The 17,905-nt window shown below is 60.4% G+C and carries 15 protein-coding genes and 2 tRNA genes; 6 read left to right on the top strand and 11 right to left on the bottom strand.

What is annotated here, in order from left to right; genetic code table 11:
- The first annotated feature begins 116 nt into the window (after positions 1–116).
- Both erdR and HU773_RS22020 read left to right on the top strand, forming a co-directional pair.
- The gene (gene erdR / locus HU773_RS22025) at positions 117–764 is read left to right on the top strand and encodes a response regulator transcription factor ErdR (protein WP_057439361.1); all 648 of its coding nucleotides are present in this window, start codon (positions 117–119) and stop codon (positions 762–764) included.
- Positions 765–836: 72 nt separating this feature from the next.
- Positions 837–1,205, top strand: a complete 369-nt coding sequence (locus tag HU773_RS22020; RefSeq protein WP_170060130.1) for a diacylglycerol kinase — start codon at positions 837–839, stop codon at positions 1,203–1,205.
- Here HU773_RS22020 and HU773_RS22015 read toward each other — a convergent pair.
- Positions 1,202–2,128, bottom strand: a complete 927-nt coding sequence (locus HU773_RS22015) for a LysR family transcriptional regulator (protein ID WP_032858383.1) — start codon at positions 2,126–2,128, stop codon at positions 1,202–1,204. The genes HU773_RS22020 and HU773_RS22015 overlap by 4 nt on opposite strands.
- A gap of 126 nt (positions 2,129–2,254) precedes the next feature.
- Between HU773_RS22015 and fpr the strand changes: the two genes are divergently transcribed.
- On the top strand, positions 2,255–3,034 hold the full coding sequence (gene fpr / locus HU773_RS22010) for a ferredoxin-NADP reductase (RefSeq protein ID WP_003172178.1): 780 nt from the start codon (positions 2,255–2,257) through the stop codon (positions 3,032–3,034).
- A gap of 148 nt (positions 3,035–3,182) precedes the next feature.
- On the opposite strand, the gene tsaA is transcribed toward fpr, so the two are convergent.
- The 5 genes from tsaA to rimO all read right to left on the bottom strand — a co-directional run bounded on the left by tsaA (position 3,183) and on the right by rimO (position 7,163).
- Positions 3,183–3,878: a tRNA (N6-threonylcarbamoyladenosine(37)-N6)-methyltransferase TrmO gene (gene tsaA / locus HU773_RS22005; protein ID WP_057439363.1), complete on the bottom strand. Its 696-nt coding sequence runs from the start codon at positions 3,876–3,878 to the stop codon at positions 3,183–3,185.
- A gap of 3 nt (positions 3,879–3,881) precedes the next feature.
- Positions 3,882–4,343 carry a YehS family protein gene (locus HU773_RS22000; protein WP_057439364.1) on the bottom strand — a complete coding sequence of 154 codons (462 nt, stop codon included), beginning with the start codon at positions 4,341–4,343 and terminating at the stop codon, positions 3,882–3,884.
- Positions 4,344–4,409: 66 nt separating this feature from the next.
- Entirely contained in the window at positions 4,410–5,120 is a 711-nt protein-coding gene (locus HU773_RS21995) for an rRNA pseudouridine synthase (protein ID WP_057958631.1), read from the bottom strand.
- A 128-nt stretch (positions 5,121–5,248) separates the two neighbouring features.
- Positions 5,249–5,719 carry a GNAT family N-acetyltransferase gene (locus HU773_RS21990; protein ID WP_057439366.1) on the bottom strand — a complete coding sequence of 157 codons (471 nt, stop codon included), beginning with the start codon at positions 5,717–5,719 and terminating at the stop codon, positions 5,249–5,251.
- Positions 5,720–5,822: 103 nt separating this feature from the next.
- Positions 5,823–7,163 carry a 30S ribosomal protein S12 methylthiotransferase RimO gene (rimO, locus tag HU773_RS21985; RefSeq protein ID WP_120734061.1) on the bottom strand — a complete coding sequence of 447 codons (1,341 nt, stop codon included), beginning with the start codon at positions 7,161–7,163 and terminating at the stop codon, positions 5,823–5,825.
- A 308-nt stretch (positions 7,164–7,471) separates the two neighbouring features.
- Between rimO and HU773_RS21980 the strand changes: the two genes are divergently transcribed.
- Both HU773_RS21980 and HU773_RS21975 read left to right on the top strand, forming a co-directional pair.
- Complete coding sequence (locus HU773_RS21980) at positions 7,472–9,373, top strand: potassium transporter Kup (protein WP_057958632.1); 1,902 nt, start codon at positions 7,472–7,474, stop codon at positions 9,371–9,373.
- A 325-nt stretch (positions 9,374–9,698) separates the two neighbouring features.
- A complete protein-coding gene (locus HU773_RS21975; protein ID WP_162947766.1) occupies positions 9,699–10,817 on the top strand; it encodes an amidohydrolase family protein in 1,119 nt (372 codons plus the stop codon).
- Between the two features lie 93 nt (positions 10,818–10,910).
- On the opposite strand, the gene HU773_RS21970 is transcribed toward HU773_RS21975, so the two are convergent.
- From HU773_RS21970 to HU773_RS21955, 4 genes are all read right to left on the bottom strand, one after another.
- Positions 10,911–12,191, bottom strand: coding sequence for a virulence factor family protein (locus HU773_RS21970; protein ID WP_057958634.1), 1,281 nt, complete (start codon positions 12,189–12,191; stop codon positions 10,911–10,913).
- Entirely contained in the window at positions 12,191–14,833 is a 2,643-nt protein-coding gene (gene mprF, locus HU773_RS21965) for a bifunctional lysylphosphatidylglycerol flippase/synthetase MprF (RefSeq protein WP_057958635.1), read from the bottom strand. Before mprF ends, HU773_RS21970 begins: the two co-directional genes overlap by 1 nt.
- A gap of 279 nt (positions 14,834–15,112) precedes the next feature.
- Positions 15,113–15,189: transfer RNA gene (locus HU773_RS21960), tRNA-Met, on the bottom strand.
- Positions 15,190–15,383: 194 nt separating this feature from the next.
- A tRNA-Met gene (locus HU773_RS21955) sits at positions 15,384–15,460 on the bottom strand.
- 291 nt (positions 15,461–15,751) lie between these two features.
- Here HU773_RS21955 and dinB point away from each other — a divergent pair.
- Complete coding sequence (dinB, locus tag HU773_RS21950; RefSeq protein WP_057958636.1) at positions 15,752–16,810, top strand: DNA polymerase IV; 1,059 nt, start codon at positions 15,752–15,754, stop codon at positions 16,808–16,810.
- Positions 16,811–16,947: 137 nt separating this feature from the next.
- Here the strand turns inward: dinB and HU773_RS21945 are convergent, their stop codons facing one another.
- Positions 16,948–17,901: a hypothetical protein gene (locus tag HU773_RS21945; protein ID WP_169989567.1), complete on the bottom strand. Its 954-nt coding sequence runs from the start codon at positions 17,899–17,901 to the stop codon at positions 16,948–16,950.
- Between the last annotated feature and the right edge of the window lie 4 nt (positions 17,902–17,905).

Genomic DNA, 17,905 nt, shown 5'->3' with positions numbered 1-17,905 from the left:
AGCCGGCTAAAATGCCATCAAGCGTAACTGTTCGTGACAGCCGCTGGCTGGCACCTCGTACGTTGGTGAGCACCGAACCCATCGGTACTCCCATAAAAAACAGGATCATTTAATAAATGGCCACATACGAAATCCTGATTGCCGATGACCATCCGCTGTTCCGTAGCGCGCTGCACCAGGCGGTTACGCTGGAGCTGGGCGTGGATGTACGCCTGGTTGAAGTGGGCAGCATCGCTGAACTGGAAACCCAGCTCACTGACAAGACTGATTGGGATCTGGTGCTGCTGGACCTGAACATGCCCGGCGCCTACGGGTTTTCCGGCCTGGTACTGTTGCGCGGGCAGTATCCGCAGATTCCGGTGGTGATGGTGTCGGCCCAGGAAGAGGCCGACGTGGTAGTGCGCTCCCGTGAGTTCGGGGCCAGTGGCTTTATCCCCAAGTCCAGTTCCATGGAGCAGATTCGAGCTGCGGTACGTACGGTGCTGGACGGTGATGTCTCATGGCCGCCCCAGGCATTTGAAGAAATCAACGTGTCTGCCGAAGCCAAGGCCGCCCAGGAAGGGCTCGCCAGCCTGACGCCCCAGCAGTTTCGTGTGCTGACCATGGTCTGCGAAGGCTTGCTGAACAAGCAGATCGCCTATGAGCTGAGCGTATCCGAGGCGACCATCAAGGCGCACGTCACCGCGATTTTCCGTAAGCTGGGCGTGCGCACCCGCACCCAGGCGGCGCTGCTCTTGCAACAGCTTGAGTCAATTTCCCATTAATAGAGCGGTGCTGTTCACGCTTTTTTGACTTGACGTGCTCTAGCTTCCTTCCATCATTTTTTGCTCAGTTGCCTGCCTATGTCGCCGTTCAAGGGTCAAACCGGTATCAAACGTATCTTCAACGCCGGGGGCTATTCCCTGGATGGTTTGCGTGCGGCTTTCACCGGCGAGGCGGCCTTTCGCCAGTTGGTCCTGCTCAACGTGATCCTGATTCCGGTGAGCTTCTTCCTCACGGTCAGCCGCGTAGAGCGCGCACTGTTGATTGCCGTGTGCCTGCTGGCGCTGATTGTCGAGTTGCTCAACTCGGCCGTGGAGGCGGCGATTGATCGGATTTCCCTGGATCGCCACCCGCTGTCGAAAAACGCCAAGGACATGGGCAGCGCCGCGCAATTCGTGGCGCTGACCATGATCACCGTGGTGTGGGCAGTCATCCTGATCTAGGCGATATTCGGCAGCACGATCTCGTCACTGCGCTGTACCCCGGCGGTAAAGGCGCGGCACAGCTCGAGAAATTCGCGCATGGCCGAGGTCTGGTACTTCTGTTTATGCCAGATAAAGTAGAACTGCCGGGCCAGGTCCAGGTCCGGGGTCTCCACCGGCACCAGGCTGCCGCGCCGGAACGCATCCCGTAGTGCCAGCCGGGAAATGCAACCAATCCCCAATCCCGACTCCACTGCGCGCTTGATCGCCTCGGTGTGCTCCAGCTCCAGGCGAATATTCAGCGCGCTGCGATGATGGCGCATAGCCTGATCAAACGTCAGGCGCGTCCCTGAGCCCTGTTCCCGCAGGATCCAGGCTTCATGGGTCAACTGCTCCATGGTCGCCTGCCCGCGCAGGGCCAGGGGGTGCTGGGGCGCGCAGAACACCACCAGTTCATCCTCGACCCAGGTTTGCACCTCGATGTCCGGGTGGCTGCAGTCACCCTCGATTAGACCCAGATCAATTTCGTAATGCGCGACCTGATGCACGATATGTGCAGTGTTCTGTACATGCAGCTTCACCTGGCTCTCGGGATGCTGCTGCATGAAGCTGCCGATCAGCAGCGTCGCCAGGTAATTGCCGATGGTCAGGGTGGCGCCGACCGCCAGGGAGCCGAAGCCGGACTTGCCGTTGAGCAGGTCTTCGATTTCCTTGGCCTGGTCCAGCAGCGCCACCGCCTGGGGCAGCAATTGATGACCCAGGGCATTGAGGCTCAGGCGTTTACCGGCGCGGTCGAACAATTGGCAGCTGGATTGGCGCTCCAGCTCGGTGATCGAGGTGCTGGCGGCGGATTGAGATAAGGCCAGAAGGCCAGCAGCGCGAGACACGCTTTCCTGCTGGGCGACGGCGACGAAGACTTGCAGTTGACGGAGAGTAAATCGCATATCTATATAACCGATAACCCTTATCTTAATAATCCAGTTAACAGATATTGTCGCCGCCATTAGAATACTGTGCAATTGCGCACCTATCATTTTTGGCGCTGACCCATTTCCAGGAGTTCCCCGTACATGAGCAACATGAACCACGAGCGTGTCCTCAGTGTTCATCACTGGAACGACACTCTGTTCAGCTTCAAGTGCACCCGCGACCCGGGCCTGCGCTTTGAGAACGGTCAGTTCGTGATGATCGGCCTGCAACAGCCCAATGGCCGCCCGCTCATGCGCGCTTACTCCATCGCCAGCCCGAACTGGGAAGAGCATCTGGAGTTCTTCAGCATCAAGGTTCCGGATGGCCCGCTGACTTCCCAATTGCAGCACTTGAAGGAAGGCGACGAGATCATCATCAGCAAAAAACCGACGGGCACCCTGGTGCTGGACGATTTGAAGCCGGGCAAACACCTGTACCTGCTCAGCACCGGTACGGGCCTCGCGCCCTTTATGAGCGTGATCCAGGACCCGGAAACCTACGAGCGCTTCGAAAAAGTGATCCTGTGCCACGGCGTGCGTTACGTCAACGAAGTCGCCTACCGCGAGTTCATCACCGAGCACCTGCCGCAGAACGAGTTCTTCGGCGAGGCGCTGCGTGAAAAGTTGATCTACTACCCGACCGTGACCCGTGAGCCGTTCGAAAACGAAGGCCGCCTCACCGACCTGATGCGCAGCGGTAAGCTGTTCAGTGATATCGGCCTGCCGCCGATCAATCCTGAAGACGACCGCGCCATGCTGTGCGGTAGCCCGAGCATGCTCGACGAGACCAGCGAAGTGCTGAACAGCTTCGGTCTGAAGGTTTCGCCACGCATGCGTGAGCCGGGTGACTACTTGATCGAGCGTGCGTTCGTCGAGAAGTAAGCGCGACTATAAAAATGTGGGAGCTGCCCGGTGGGGGAGCTGGCTTGCCTGCGATGGCATCACCGTGGTGTAGCTGATACACCGAGGTGCCTATATCGCAGGCAAGCCAGCTCTCACACCGGCCAGCTCCCATATTTGTTTTTGGCGTTTATTCGGCCGCAACCACTTCAAGCACGCAAATCACCCCAGCCTCGGGATAGTGCCAACGCACGTCCACATCCCAGAACCGCACACCATACTCGCGCTCCGGCCCTGGCGTCTGATACGCCGGCCGGGGGTCCTGTGCCAGGCACTGCTCAATCAGCTCCACCAACGGCTCGCCAAGGCGCTGGGCGTGGCCTTGTGCCTGGTGCAGCGCGGTCTTCAGCCACTGCACGGGAATCAGCTGTGGCGCGCTGCTTGCGATGCGGTTGGTGGCCGTGTCGATGATGTCGGCATAGGGCACATACGGCTTGATATCCAAGACCGGCGTGCCATCGAGCAAGTCGATCCCGGAAATCCACAGCCGGCCCGGCTCCACCTTGTCCAGCTTCACCACCGACTGGCCGATGCCATTGGGGCGATGGGTCGCGCGGGTGGCAAATACGCCCATGGACGTGTTGCCACCCAGGCGCGGCGGGCGCACTTTCAAGCGCGGCTTGTCTTCCAGGGCCTGATGAAACAGGAACAGCAGCCACACATGGCTGACCTGCTCCAGGCCCTGTACGGCCTCACCCTGGTCGAACGGCGCCACCAACTCCAACACGCCCCTGGCGGCGGGCGCCAGTTGGGGTTGGCGCGGGATGGCGAACTTCTCCTTGAAGCAGGAGCGCACGAAACCTACGGGTGAGACGTTGTAATTCATGGCTTACGCGCGAACCCGCAGGGTCAGGCCCTTGAGGAAGTTACGCAGCAACTGGTCGCCGCACGGGCGATAGTTGGTGTGGCCGAACTTGCGGAACAGTGCGCTCAATTCCGGCTTGGACACCGGGAACTCGGCCGCCTTGAGGATGGCGTGCATGTCGTCTTCCTTGAGCTCGAAGGCCACGCGCAGCTTCTTGAGGATGATGTTGTTGGTCACCGGGGTTTCGATCGGCTGCGGGGGACGGCTTTCGTCCTTGCCGCGCTTGAAGATCACCAGGCCATCGAGGAAGTGCGCCATGACTTCGTCGGGGCAGAACACAAAGCCTTCTTCCTCGTCTTTCTTGAGGTAGGTCAGCAGGTCGTCCTTGGACACTTCCATGCCGCCGATCTTGATGATCTCGACCATCTTGTTGTCGCTGATGTCGAGCATGTAGCGCACGCTGCGCAGTACGTCGTTGTGAATCATGGTGGGCAATCCTGGTATTCGACTGTAGATATCGCCCGGGCGGGCGATCTCGAGAAATAGGGTGGCTTAGAACTTTTCCTTGCCGGACATGTAGCGCCATTGGCCGACTGGCACCTTGCCGATGGACACGCCGCCAATGCGGATGCGGCGAATGGCCACAACCTTCAGGCCAATGGCTTCGCAGAACAGGGCGATGATGCCGGGCTGCGGGTTTTTCAGGGCAAAGCGCAGGCGGTTCTCGTTCTGCCAGCTGGCTTTGACCGCAGGCAATTCCTTGCCTTTGTACATCAGGCCATGGGCGAGGCGGTTCAGACCGTGCTCTGCCACGTCGCCGGAGACCTCAACCACATACTCCTGCTCGATCTTGGCGGCATCGGCCGTCAGCTTGCGCAGGATTTTCCAGTCCTGGGTAAACACCAACAGGCCGCTGGCCTTGGCCTGCAGGTCGGCGCTGGCGGTCAGGCGCAGGAAGTGGCCCTTGAGCGGGCGCTTGCTGAAGCGGTGCTCTTCAGACAGGGTTTCGGCGCTCAGGGACTGCATCGCGCTGTCGACATCCACACCAACCGGTGCATGAAACAGGATAGTCACAGGCTCTGGAGCCGTGGCCTTGGCCTCGGGATCAAGTTCGACTTTTTGTGTCGTGACCTTGAACTGTGGCTCATCAATCACTTCGCCATCTACCGAGACCCAGCCGCCTTCGATGTACAGCTCGGCCTCCCGACGGGAGCAACCGACCAGTTCGATAAGGCGTTTGGAGAGGCGTATGGGGTCAGTCATGACAAGGGCCGTAACAAAAGGGGGCAGCTATTGTACCTGCCTGGAGCCGGTTAATCCCGGCCCCATTTCGCCGCAGTTGCTTTTTGTGGGCGCAGGCAAGCCAGCGCCAACATTTGATTTGGGCTGTGTCAGCCGCTGCGTGTTTGCTGCACCTGGCGCAAACGCATATGCAGCAACGGATAGGGCTGGCCCATGCCGTCATGCTCGGTGCGCCCGATCACTTCAAAACCCTGCTTGAGGTAGAAGCCCAGGGCCTGGGGGTTTTGTTCGTTGACGTCCAGTTCATCGGCATTCATCGACGTAACCGCATACTGCAGCAACTGCTGCCCCAGGCCCTGGCCCCGGTAGTGCGGGTCGATAAACAGCATTTCCACCTTGCCCGCCGCAACGCCGGCAAATCCGGTGATCCGTTGGCGCGCGTCCTTGGTGCAGATCAACATCACGGCATCCAGGTAGCGCGTCAGCACCAGGTGTCTCAGGCGCTCGATGTAGCTATCCGGCAGGAAGTCATGGGTGGCTCGCACCGAGGCCTCCCAGATCCGGGTCAATTCCGGGTAGTCGCTGGTTTTCGGGGTGTGGATAACCGAGTGCTGGCCCATGCCCGCTGCTCCTTGCTGCTTGTTGGCGGTGATGGGGCAAACGATAGACCTAAAAAAGCCCCGCATCTTGTCCAGAAGCAGGGCTTTTTCAATTTTTTACCGCTTAGTCGCGTTTTTGCGCCCAGAGGTCGTACTCGTCGGCGTCGGTGACCGTGCACCAGACCTTGTCGCCGGGCTTGAGGCCGCTGGCATCGTCGATAAATACATTGCCGTCGATTTCCGGCGCGTCGAAGAAGCAGCGGCCGACCGCGCCTTGCTCGTCCACTTCGTCGATCAGCACTTCGATTTCCTTGCCGATGCGCAGTTGCAGGCGGGCCGAGCTGATGGCTTGTTGATGGGCCATGAAACGCTCCCAACGCTCCTGCTTGACGTCATCCGGCACCACCGCCAGGTCCAGCAGGTTGGCCGGGGCACCTTCCACCGGCGAGTACTGGAAGCAGCCGACGCGGTCCAGTTGGGCTTCGGTCAGCCAGTCCAGCAGGTACTGGAAGTCTTCTTCGGTTTCGCCGGGGAAGCCCACGATAAAGGTCGAGCGGATGATCAGGTCCGGGCAGATCTCGCGCCAGTTCTTGATCCGCGCCAGGGTCTTGTCTTCGAAGGCCGGGCGTTTCATGGCCTTGAGCACTTTGGGGCTGGCGTGCTGGAACGGGATGTCCAGGTACGGCAGGATCTTGCCGGCGGCCATCAACGGGATCAGTTCGTCGACGTGCGGGTACGGGTACACGTAGTGCAGGCGCACCCACACACCCAGGCTGCTCAGGGCTTCGCACAGTTCGGTCATGCGGGTTTTCACCGGCGCGCCGTTCCAGAAACCGGTGCGGTACTTCACGTCGACGCCGTAGGCACTGGTGTCCTGGGAGATCACCAGCAGCTCTTTGACCCCGGACTTGACCAGACGCTGGGCCTCGTCCAGTACATCGCCCACCGGGCGGCTGACCAGCTTGCCGCGCATCGACGGGATGATGCAGAAGCTGCAGCTGTGGTTGCAGCCTTCGGAAATCTTCAGGTACGCATAGTGACGCGGGGTCAGCTTGATGCCCTGGGGTGGCACCAGGTCGATCAGCGGGTTGTGGTCCTGGCGCGGCGGCACCACATCGTGCACGGCGTTGACCACCTGCTCGTACTGCTGCGGACCGGTCACCGCCAGCACACTTGGGTGCACGTTGCGGATATTGCCTTCTTCCACGCCCATGCAGCCGGTGACGATGACCTTGCCGTTTTCCTTGATGGCTTCGCCGATCACTTCCAGGGACTCTGCCTTGGCCGAGTCAATGAAGCCACAGGTGTTGACCACCACCACGTCAGCGTCCTGGTAGGTGGACACAACGTCGTAGCCTTCCATGCGCAGTTGCGTGAGGATGCGCTCGGAGTCGACCAGAGCCTTCGGGCAACCCAGGGAAACAAAGCCAACCTTTGGGTTGGCTTTTGCGATGGTGGTGGACATGTCTAACCTCGGTATTGAATGACGCCGCCAGTCGGGCACGACAGGGCAACGGATGGGCACTTGATGTGCCTCTGATCAAAAAGTGCGCAATTCTAGCGACGGGAAACGCGCTTGACCAGCTTTATGCAGGGAAATACGACGAGTGCTGCGTTATGCTGCGCGCCGTTGCATCGGGGTAGATCGGTAGTCAACAAATAATCTGTTACTAGAAGTACAGCAGTACACGCTGTGTATAGCTTGGCGTTGGGCTTAAGTGTATAGCTGTGCTGCTTATAGAAGACCTCAGGTCAAAAGGGCGGGAGTGGTTGATGGGTCAGGTAAATAGTCAGGCGGCAGGTGCCGGGCACTCCAGCGCAAAGCCAATCGGCATGTTGGTGGCCGCGGTCGGGGTGGTTTATGGCGATATCGGCACCAGCCCGCTCTACACCCTTAAAGAGGTGTTTTCCGGCAATTACGGGGTCCAGGTCAATCATGACGGCGTGCTGGGGATCCTGGCGCTGATTTTCTGGTCGCTGATCTGGGTGGTGTCCATCAAGTACATGTTGTTCGTGCTGCGCGCCGACAACCAGGGCGAGGGCGGCATCATGGCTCTGACGGCGCTGGCCCGACGGGCGGCGGGCAATCACCCGCGGCTGCGCAGTTTCCTGGTGGTGTGCGGCCTGTGCGGTGCGGCGTTGTTCTATGGCGACAGCATGATCACCCCGGCGATTTCCGTGTTGTCGGCCATCGAGGGCCTGGAACTGGCGTTCGACGGCCTGAAGCATTGGGTCGTGCCCGTGGCGCTGGTGGTGCTGGTGGGGCTGTTCCTGATCCAGAAACATGGCACCGACCGCATCGGCAAGCTGTTCGGGCCGGTGATGGTCACCTGGTTTTTGGTGCTGGGTGGCCTGGGTATCTATGGCATCGTCCAGCACCCTGAAGTGCTCAACGCGATGAACCCGATGTGGGGCGTGCGCTTCTTCATGGTCCACCCGGGTATCGGCGTGGCGATCCTCGGCGCCGTGGTGCTGGCCCTGACCGGTGCCGAAGCGCTGTATGCCGACATGGGCCATTTCGGCCGCAAACCCATTGCCCGCGCCTGGTTTATCCTGGTGCTGCCGGCCCTGGTGCTCAACTATTTTGGCCAGGGCGCGATGCTGCTGGGTGACCCCGAGGCCGCGCGCAACCCGTTCTACCTGCTGGCGCCAAGCTGGGCACTGCTGCCGCTGGTGGGCTTGTCCACCCTGGCCACGGTGATTGCTTCCCAGGCGGTGATTTCCGGTGCGTTCTCGTTGACGCGCCAGGCAATCCAGCTTGGTTACATCCCGCGCATGCATATCCAGCACACCTCCAGCGCCGAGCAAGGCCAGATCTACATTGGCGCGGTGAACTGGTCGCTGATGGTTGGCGTGATCCTGCTGGTGCTGGGCTTCGAGTCTTCGGGCGCCCTGGCCTCGGCCTACGGGGTGGCCGTGACCGGAACCATGCTGATGACCACGATCCTCGTCTCCGCGGTGATGCTGCTGCTGTGGAAATGGCCGCCGGTCCTGGCAGTCCCGGTGTTGCTGGGCTTTTTGCTGGTGGATGGCCTGTTCTTTGCGGCCAACGTGCCGAAGGTAGTGCAGGGCGGTGCGTTCCCGGTATTGGCGGGGATCGTGCTGTTTGTGCTGATGACCACCTGGAAGCGCGGCAAGCAATTACTGGTGGAGCGCCTGGACGAGGGCGGGCTGCCGCTGCCGATCTTTATCAGCAGCATCCGCGTCCAGCCGCCCCATCGCGTGCAGGGCACGGCGGTGTTCCTCACCGCCCGCCCGGACGCGGTGCCCCATGCCTTGCTGCATAACCTGTTGCATAACCAGGTGCTGCACGAGCAGGTGGTGCTGCTTACGGTGGTCTATGAAGATATCCCGCGCGTCCCGGCCCAGCGCCGCTTCGAGGTGGATTCCTATGGCGACGGTTTCTTCCGCGTGATCCTGCACTTTGGCTTTACCGATGAGCCGGACGTACCCGAAGCCCTGAAGCTGTGCCATCTGGACGACCTGGACTTCAGCCCCATGCGCACCACCTACTTCCTCAGCCGCGAGACGGTCATCGCCTCCAAGCTCGAAGGCATGGCGCGCTGGCGCGAAGGGTTGTTTGCTTTCATGCTGAAGAACGCCAACGGCAACCTGCGCTTCTTCAAGCTGCCGGTGAACCGGGTGATTGAGTTGGGCACCCAGGTAGAAATGTAGGCCGTGTTGAAAACAGAACCGCGATGGGCTGTATGCCATCGCGGTTTTTTTTGGCCTGTCGATCCTTGGTTGAATCATCGCCTTTTAAAGCCTGGGGGGTGTGCTAACGTCTTTTTATCCAAGTTTGTCGTCTGGCCCATGAGGATCCACTTACTAGGGAAAGCCAAAGATGAAGCGCACGCTCTCAGGATTGGTGTCAGGCATCACGCTTTTAGTTGTAGGTTGTTCGTCCAGCAGCATTGATATACCGCCCGTCGTCCCCCAGGCTTTGCCCTTTGCCGACGCTCACTTCCACCCTTCCAATTACGCCTATCAGGGCGTTTCGTTGAAAACCCTACTGTCAGACTATTTATCGGCCAGTGTGGTCCGTTCGGTGGTGATGCCGCTGCCGTTGCAGCAGCGCTGGGACAGTTTTGAACACTATCAGGTGATGGACCCTTCCGGTCGTTTGTATGGCGCCAACTACTACATCGGCCCCAAGGCGGACTTGTACTATTACGCCTTCGCGGACGCGATGTATGCCAGGGAGTACCTGCAGTTGTCAGCGGCGGATCAGGGGCGGCTGGACCTTATGATTACCGGCTTCAACCCCATGGACCGGTATGGGGCCCAGCACATCAAGCGGGTGCTGCTGACCTTTCCGGGGGCGTTTGCCGGTATCGGTGAGTTCACGGTGCACAAGGAGTTGGTGTCACGCAAGATCGCCGGCGAGACCATCCGCAGCACTGCCACCGTGCCGCTACCCGCTGACCTCGATAAGAAAGGCACGATGTCGCTGTATGCCCAGTCCCTGGTAGATCTGCTGAAGGTGGCCGAAGAGACCGGTCTGGTCGTGACGCTACACAACGACTTGTACCAGACCGAAGTCAACTACGACGGTACGGTGGAGGATGTCTTCCCTGGCCGGACCTATGAGGCGGCCCTCAAGCATTTGTGCAGCGCGGCCCCCAGTGCTTCGGTGATCTGGGCGCACACCGGGCTGGGGCGCTATGTAAAACCGACGTCCACCCACTTGAAGACCGTTGCTCGTATTCTCGACAGCTGCCCGGCATGGGTAGTGGATATTTCCTGGGATCTGGTCCAGGAAAATATTATTCACCCCGGACCTGGCATGCCGCCCGTCAATGAGTGGATCGGCTTTTTCAATCAGTACAGCAGCCGGGTGTTATGGGGCTCCGATACCGTGATGTTCAGCAAGAACACGCTAGAGTTGCCGGACAAGGTGGTACCTGGCCAGCGCCTCACGGTCGAGCAATACCTGGCGCTTCCCGAGTTGATCCGACCGCTGTTCAGTCGACTGCCACCTGATGTCGCGGAAAAAATCAGTCACGGCAACTACGTGCGTCTGTTTGATGAAGCGCGGCGCAAGGTGCGAGCCTGGGAGGCCAGTCACGCGCAGGATGATGTGTGGGATCTTTCCGGACCGTCGGCAGCGGTGCGCTGAGGCCCACTAAAAAGCCCTCGTTACCGTGAGGCAGCGAGGGCTTTTTGTTGTACGGCGATTAACCTGCAATGGGATCTACGGTAGGAGCAGACGTTACTCTGCCTTGACCTGACGCTTCTCGATGATATCCACCAGGCGCTTGGCCAATGCCGGGTAGTTCTCGTCGAAGTGATGGCCGCCCGGTAGCTTCATGGCTTCGCCCACGGCGGTCTTGTCGGTGCAGCCGCTCTCATCGACTTCTTCCTCACCGTAGATGCACACCACTTTGGCCGCTGGCAGCTTGGCCATTTCCGGGCCGGTGGCGGCTTCCTTGCCGGCGTTGCCCAGCCAGCCTTCCACTTCGATCTCGAAGCTGCCGGTGCGGGCAAAGGCCAGCAGGATAATGGCGTCGACCCGCTGCTGTTCGGCTTCCGGCAGGCGGTTGTAGATAGCTGGCAGTACATCGGCACCGAACGAGTAACCCGTCAGCACAAAGCGTTTGGTGCCCCATTTCTGCCGGTAGTGCTGCATCAGTTCGGTCAGGTCTTTGGCGCTCTGTTCCGGGCTTTTGTGCTGCCAGTAGTAGCGCAGGGTGTCGACGCCGACCACCGGGTAGCCGATCTTCGCCATCTCGCCGGCCACGTCGCGGTCCAGGTCGCGCCAGCCGCCGTCGCCGGAGAGGAACAGGGTCACGGTGTCCTTGGCCTGGCCGGCCGGTACTTCGACCACCGGGATCGCCAGGCCGCCATTGTCCGAGCCCACCAGTTGCTTGCGCAGTTCATTGTTCAGCACTTGCGGGTAGTTGATGTCGTAGTCGCTGATGCTGGTGGTGGCACGCGGGGTGTCGCGTACGAAACTGGCGCTTTCGTCGTCGGGGTTGTCGTTCCAGGCCACCAGCCAGTTGCCGTGGGCGGCGGTCTTGGGCAGTGGGTCCGTGCAACCTTCCTGGACCAGGGCAAAGCCCACCGAGATGGCGTTGGCCTTGTCGTCGTTCTGCGTCGCCAGCCAGCGCCAGGCCAGGCCGGCGCCAGGGCCGATGCCGCTGACCAGGGTGGCCGGGCCCTTGAGTTGGCCCAGCGCCGCTTGCAGGGCTTGTTCCTGCAGTTTGCAGTCTTCCTTGGGCAGGATCACTTGCACGATCTGCGCGCTGCCGCCCTGGCTCAAGGCAATCAGTTGATTATCGGTCAGGCTGGCGTCGGCCATCACGGCGACCGCTACGCGGGCCTTGGTGGGGGTACCCGGTGTTACGCGGGTCATGCTCGAGCCGTCGGCCTGGGGCAACTGTTCCAGGGTCGGTTGGGGGGCAGGGCGATTCCAGTACCAGTAGCCGCCACCGAGGATCAGGGCCAGCACCACCAGACCTGCCAATACATACCGCCAGGAGCGTCGAATCATCAGCGTTTCACCAATCCAGTCAAGCCGCCTGCGATCAGGGCGGCGGTATCGGCCAGTGCCACCAGCGGATCAAGTCCTGCGGGCACGGCCATGTAGCGAGGTTCCCAGTCAGGCTGGAACTTGTCTTTGAAGCGGCGCAAACCTTGGAAGTTATACAGTTGCTCGCCACGGCGGAATACCATCGAGCCCAGGCGCTGGGTCAGCGGTGCGCCACGACGCGGTTGCAGGCCCGACAACGGCACCATGCCGAGGCTGAAGCGTGCATAGTTGTGGCTTTTATAATGCTGGATCAAGCCGACCATCATGAACTCCATGGTCAGCTTTGGTGCGTCGGGGTGCGCGCGCATCAGGTCCAGGCTGGCCAGGTCATGGCTGTAGGTCTCCAGCAGGTTGGCGAAGGCCACCGGCTGCCCCTCGAAGCGAATCACCGCGATGCGAAAATGCTTGAGGTATTCATCGCTGAAACGGCCGAGGGAGAAGCCCTTTTCCCGCACGTTCTTGCCGGTCAGCCAGGCATCGGAAATGACTTTCAGCGCGTCCATGGGCGCCTGCCCCGGCTCGAAGATTTCCAGAGACAGGCCGTCCCGCGTCCCGCGGTTCCAGGTGTAGCGCAGGTCCTTCATCTCCTTGCCCTTGGCTTCCAGGTCAAAGCGCTTGAGATCGACCCGGGCTTCTTCGCCCAGCTTGATCGCCGTCAGGCCGATATCCATATAGAAGGGCAGGTTCTCTGCGCGCACCTGGTAGAACACCGGGCGGGCGTGATGGATATCGCACAGGTCGCGGAACTGCCAGATCATCTCGGCCCTTGGCTGGGTCGGGCCGATCGGGTCGTACAGCGCCACCAGGCTACGGCCACGGCGGGCATACATCAGGAAGGCTTCGTCGTTGGGGTGGAACAGTAGGGCCTTGTCGCCGGTCAGGGCCAGGCCGCCGTCGGGTTGCGACGAGGCCATCAGGATCTTGGTGGCCCGCTCCAGCTCATCGGCGCTCGGCAGATGGATCACCGGGCGTGCGGTGCGCAACAGCCAGGTCAGCGAGACAATCACCAACAGGATTGCGGCGCCCAGCAGCGAGCGCAGGCCACGCGGGGCGTTGGCGTCGAGGGTGAACTGCCACCACAGTTGATGGCTATAAGGCACATCCTGATAGGCAAACAGCAGCAGCCAGATCGACGCACCGAGCACGCAGACGCTGGCCACCAGATACAGCGGCGAGAACGGCAACTCGGTCAGGCGGCTGGCGCGGTAGAACGAGCGCCGGAAGATCGCCAGCAGCACGGCGGTGGTGGTCATCAGGCTGGCTTCTTCCCAGTCGAAGCCTTTGAGCAGTGAGAGCAGGGCGCCCACCAGCAGCAGCACCATGGTCAGCATCCAGGCTGCCGACAGGCGTCGACGCAGGCCCTGGGCCAGCAACAGGCACAGCACGCCGATCAGGCTGGCGCCAAAGTGCGAGGCGTCAATCAGGCGGTGGGGAATCAGGAAGCCGATGTTTTCCAGGCGTGAGTCGATTTCCGGGGTGGCGCCGGAGAACAGCAGCACCACCCCGGACAAAAAAACCAGCACGGCCAACACCGGTGCCGCGAGGCCCGAGGCCACCCGCAGGCTCTGCTGGGTCTGGAACAGACGCTGAGCCTCGCTGATCAGTAGGAAGATGCATGCGATCAATAGCGGCAGCACCACGTAGATCATGCGGTACAGCAGCAGTGCGGCGGCCAGCGGCGCGGCGCCGAGCGTGTCGGCAAATGCGGCCAGCAGGATCGCTTCGAATACCCCGACGCCGCCTGGTACATGGCTCAGGACACCGGCGGCAAGCGCCAGCAGGTAAACCAGCAGGAACGGACCGAATGGCGGCGCTTCTGGCAGCAGCAGATAAAGCACGGTAGCGGCAGCGGCGACGTCCAGGGCGGTGATGATCAATTGCAGGAAGGTCAGTCGGCGCCCTGGCAGGCGCAAGGTGCGGCGGCCGACTCTGACTAGCAGGTTGTCGGGGTAGGGTTGTTCTGGCGTTCGACGGCGATAAATCCCGATACACAGTACGACCGAGAGTAATAGCACCGCACCGGCGATTGCGCCGAGCAACGTTGCGGGCAAGTGCAGGGCATTGGAGGCGGCGGGCAGGTTGCTCAGGGTGGCCAGGGCTGCGAGCGGCGGTAGGGCGCAGCCCAGGGCCAGGCTGGCAAACACCGTCATCCGGGCAACTTCCGAAGCCCCGATGCCATGCCGTGCATATAAGCGGTAGCGCACCGAGCCGCCGGACAGCATCGACAGGCCAATCGCATTGCCAATGGCGAACGCGGTAAAGCCGCCATAGGCCAAAGTCTTGGCCGGCAGTTTTACCCCGGCGTAGCGTGCGCCGGAAAATTCGTAGCCCAATAGAATGATGAAACCGGCGATCGCGGCGGCGAAGGCGCCCAGCAAGGCGGGCTGCGGCACCTCCAGGATCGAGTCGTGGAGGGCGTAAAGATCCAGCTCCAGGAGCAAGTGGCGGCAAGCGATCAAGGCAATGGTAAACAGCAGCAAAGTGACTGCCAGCCCAATGGGTTGACGATACTTGCTCAACCGATCCAGCCAGCGCAGACGGGTGGGGGTGATCGGTTGTGTGGCTGTGACAGTGTCTTGTGGTTCAGACGAATTGGCGCGCATCAATCACCTCGTGGATTGTGCGCGACAGGATGGGGGTATCCAGCCAAGTTACCAATCCCTATGTACAAAATAATTACAAATAGTAACGCGGATCACCGGGGCCGGCGACAGCGTCCATTGGTCGCGCAAGGGTGTGCTCGGCACTCGAGCATGGCCTGCAATTGGATGGAGTCCGAAACCCATGAGCGGTTTCCTGAAAGATGCCATGCCATTGTTTCAAAAGAACTTTTCAGTCAGACACAAAAAAGGCCACTCTTTCGAGTAGCCTTTCTTGATGTTTGGTTGCGGGAGCCGGATTTGAACCGACGACCTTCGGGTTATGAGCCCGACGAGCTACCAGACTGCTCCATCCCGCGTCTGTGGGCGGCATTCTACAGCGCAACGACGAGGTGTCAACCGTTAATGGCATAAAGGGCCAAATAACTGCAAATTAGCCTAAGTGCTCGATTGAGCACGACTTTTCACTACGTCGGCATATTGCATCAGGCGGCAGGGCAAAAACCTGCGCGCACAAAAAAGGCCACTCTTTCGAGTAGCCTTTCTTGATGTTTGGTTGCGGGAGCCGGATTTGAACCGACGACCTTCGGGTTATGAGCCCGACGAGCTACCAGACTGCTCCATCCCGCGTCTGTGTGTCGGCATTCTACAGAGGAATGACACTGTGTCAACCACGGATTCAAAGAAAAGCGCTTGTGCTTCAATCGCTTAGCTCTCCAAATCAACTGCTGGAAGGGTTTGCGGCCAGTCAGGCCGTGGCTTCCAGCTCTATTGGGGCGTGTTCTTCGATTGAGAAAATAAATTCATCCGGGCTTTTTCCTACCGCTTTGTCAGATGATTCAAAGTACTGGTGCTATATACAGGTGTGAATGCGATACTGGCGATCCGTCCACTTTATGTCCTGATCACGCCTCTCTTTATATGACGCAGCGCAAAATCATCCACGTCGACTGTGACTGCTTCTACGCTGCCATCGAAATGCGGGATAACCCGAGCCTGGCGCAAAAGCCCCTGGCGGTAGGTGGCTCGGCGGACCGGCGCGGGGTGATCGCCACCTGCAATTACGAGGCGCGGGCCTACGGCGTGCGGTCGGCCATGTCCTCGCGCCATGCGTTGAAACTGTGCCCCGACCTGACCATCGTCAAGCCGCGTATGGATGCCTATAAAGAAGCATCGAAAGAAATCCACACGATTTTCCGTGAATACACCGATCTGATCGAACCGTTGTCGCTGGACGAAGCCTATCTGGATGTTTCCGATTGCGCGCATTTCGGCGGCAGCGCCACGCGTATTGCCCAGGATATCCGTCGGCGGGTCTCCAATCAGTTGCATATCACGGTTTCTGCGGGGGTGGCGCCGAACAAGTTCCTGGCCAAGATCGCCAGCGACTGGAAAAAGCCCAATGGACTGTTTGTGATCACCCCGGATCAGGTGGAGGACTTTGTTTCGGCGCTGCCCGTGAGCAAGTTGCATGGCGTCGGCAAGGTCACTGCTGAAAAACTGGCGCGGCTGGGAATAGAGGACTGCCTGCAACTGCGCGAGTGGAACAAGTTGGCGCTGGTGCGGGAATTCGGCAGTTTCGGTGAGCGGTTATGGAGTCTGGCGCGTGGGATTGATGATCGTGCGGTGCATAACGACAGCCGCCGGCAATCCATCAGCGTAGAGAATACCTACGATGTCGATCTACCGGACCTGCCCAGTTGCCTGGAAAAACTCCCTGAGCTGATGGAGACCCTGGCCGGGCGCATGCAGCGTATCGACAGCAGTTATCGGCCGGGTAAACCCTTCGTCAAAGTGAAGTTCCATGATTTTACCCAGACCACCCTGGAACAGGCGGGGGCAGGGCGAGACCTGGAGAGTTACCGGCAGTTGCTGACCCAGGCGTTCAATCGTGGGGGTAAGCCGGTGCGATTGCTGGGGATTGGTGTGCGCTTGCTCGATTTGAGCATGGGCAATGAACAGCTGGAACTGTCCTGGTAGACGGCTGGAGGTGGGCCTTATGTGGGAGCGGGCTTGCCCGCGATGGCAGTGGGTCAGTCGAATAAATCTAACCTGACACTCCGCTATCGCGGGCAAGCCCGCTCCCACACAAGCCCGCTCCTACATTGAGTGCTGCCTCAGCGGGTACCCGGGTCAGCCACCAGTCGGCCGCCATCCTGGGTCAGCGCCTTGAGAAATTCCTGCTGCAATTCCGGATCATTGCGGGTCAGTTCAATCAGGCTCTGTTCCAGTTCGCTGGCTTCTTCTTCCAGGCCCAGTTCCGACAAGCGCTTGACCCGATGCACCCATTGGCTGACTTCGTCATCCTCCAGGTCGTCGTAGATCAAGGCATGGGCTTCCAGCAGCTTGCCGCGCAAAGTGGTGCTGATGGCCAGGGATGAGTCCGAGTGCACGTCGTCCTGGGCATCTTCAATGCTGATCCGCAAGGTGCGGACCTGGCTCAGGTCCTGCTCGGCAAACGGGCTGTCCAGCAGGTTCAGGCGCAGGACGCCATTGCGGTCGGTGGTCATCTCGTGGGTCTGCTTGCCGGCCTTGACCTGCACCGGTCGCTCGCTCCACGGCAGGCTGGTGTACTCCAGGCGGCGGTCACGCTGGATTTCGTCGATGCCTGCCAGGTTCTGCTGCGCCCGGCCGTGTGACTGCACGTTCATGAACGGGTTGAGCCCGGCCACGCCGTAACTGATCCAGTCATGGGTCATGCTGTCGGGCAGGTTGCCCAGGGCAAAGATGTTCGCCACGTTGGCCCCGGCGCCCGCGACTACTGCCACGGCACCCAGCGGGATCTCATAGAGTTCGCGCCAGGGCTGGTAGGGCGTGTAGCGATCATAGTGGCGCGTGACTTCAAACTCAGTGACTTCGAAAGTCCGCTGTTCATGAATACGCACGCGGCGTTGCGGCAGCTCAAGTACTTTGGGTTCGCCGACATCAATCTGCAGGCTGTGGTCGAGCAACTTGCGCTCGATCCGTTCCTCGTGCTCGCTACGCTGCGACATTTGATTGGCGCAGCCGCTGACCAGCAGGGCGCCGCACAAGGCGGCGCCCCCCAGGGCTTTGGTGTTTCGCTTGAACATGACT

The organism is Pseudomonas shahriarae, assembly GCF_014268455.2.
Lineage (GTDB): Bacteria > Pseudomonadota > Gammaproteobacteria > Pseudomonadales > Pseudomonadaceae > Aquipseudomonas > Aquipseudomonas shahriarae.
Note: the sequence above shows the minus strand (reverse complement) of the source record. Positions and strands in the feature narration are given on the sequence as shown.

Bases quoted from the DNA above. Each gene is read 5' to 3' on its own strand.
- erdR (WP_057439361.1), top strand. From the start codon at position 117: ATGGCCACATACGAAATCCTGATTGCCGATGACCATCCGCTGTTCCGT.
- HU773_RS22015 (WP_032858383.1), bottom strand. From the start codon at position 2,128: ATGCGATTTACTCTCCGTCAACTGCAAGTCTTCGTCGCCGTCGCCCAG.
- fpr (WP_003172178.1), top strand. From the start codon at position 2,255: ATGAGCAACATGAACCACGAGCGTGTCCTCAGTGTTCATCACTGGAAC.
- tsaA (WP_057439363.1), bottom strand. From the start codon at position 3,878: ATGAATTACAACGTCTCACCCGTAGGTTTCGTGCGCTCCTGCTTCAAG.
- HU773_RS22000 (WP_057439364.1), bottom strand. From the start codon at position 4,343: ATGATTCACAACGACGTACTGCGCAGCGTGCGCTACATGCTCGACATC.
- HU773_RS21995 (WP_057958631.1), bottom strand. From the start codon at position 5,120: ATGACTGACCCCATACGCCTCTCCAAACGCCTTATCGAACTGGTCGGT.
- HU773_RS21990 (WP_057439366.1), bottom strand. From the start codon at position 5,719: ATGGGCCAGCACTCGGTTATCCACACCCCGAAAACCAGCGACTACCCG.
- rimO (WP_120734061.1), bottom strand. From the start codon at position 7,163: ATGTCCACCACCATCGCAAAAGCCAACCCAAAGGTTGGCTTTGTTTCC.
- HU773_RS21980 (WP_057958632.1), top strand. From the start codon at position 7,472: ATGGGTCAGGTAAATAGTCAGGCGGCAGGTGCCGGGCACTCCAGCGCA.
- HU773_RS21970 (WP_057958634.1), bottom strand. From the start codon at position 12,191: ATGATTCGACGCTCCTGGCGGTATGTATTGGCAGGTCTGGTGGTGCTG.
- mprF (WP_057958635.1), bottom strand. From the start codon at position 14,833: ATGCGCGCCAATTCGTCTGAACCACAAGACACTGTCACAGCCACACAA.
- dinB (WP_057958636.1), top strand. From the start codon at position 15,752: ATGACGCAGCGCAAAATCATCCACGTCGACTGTGACTGCTTCTACGCT.
- HU773_RS21945 (WP_169989567.1), bottom strand. From the start codon at position 17,901: ATGTTCAAGCGAAACACCAAAGCCCTGGGGGGCGCCGCCTTGTGCGGC.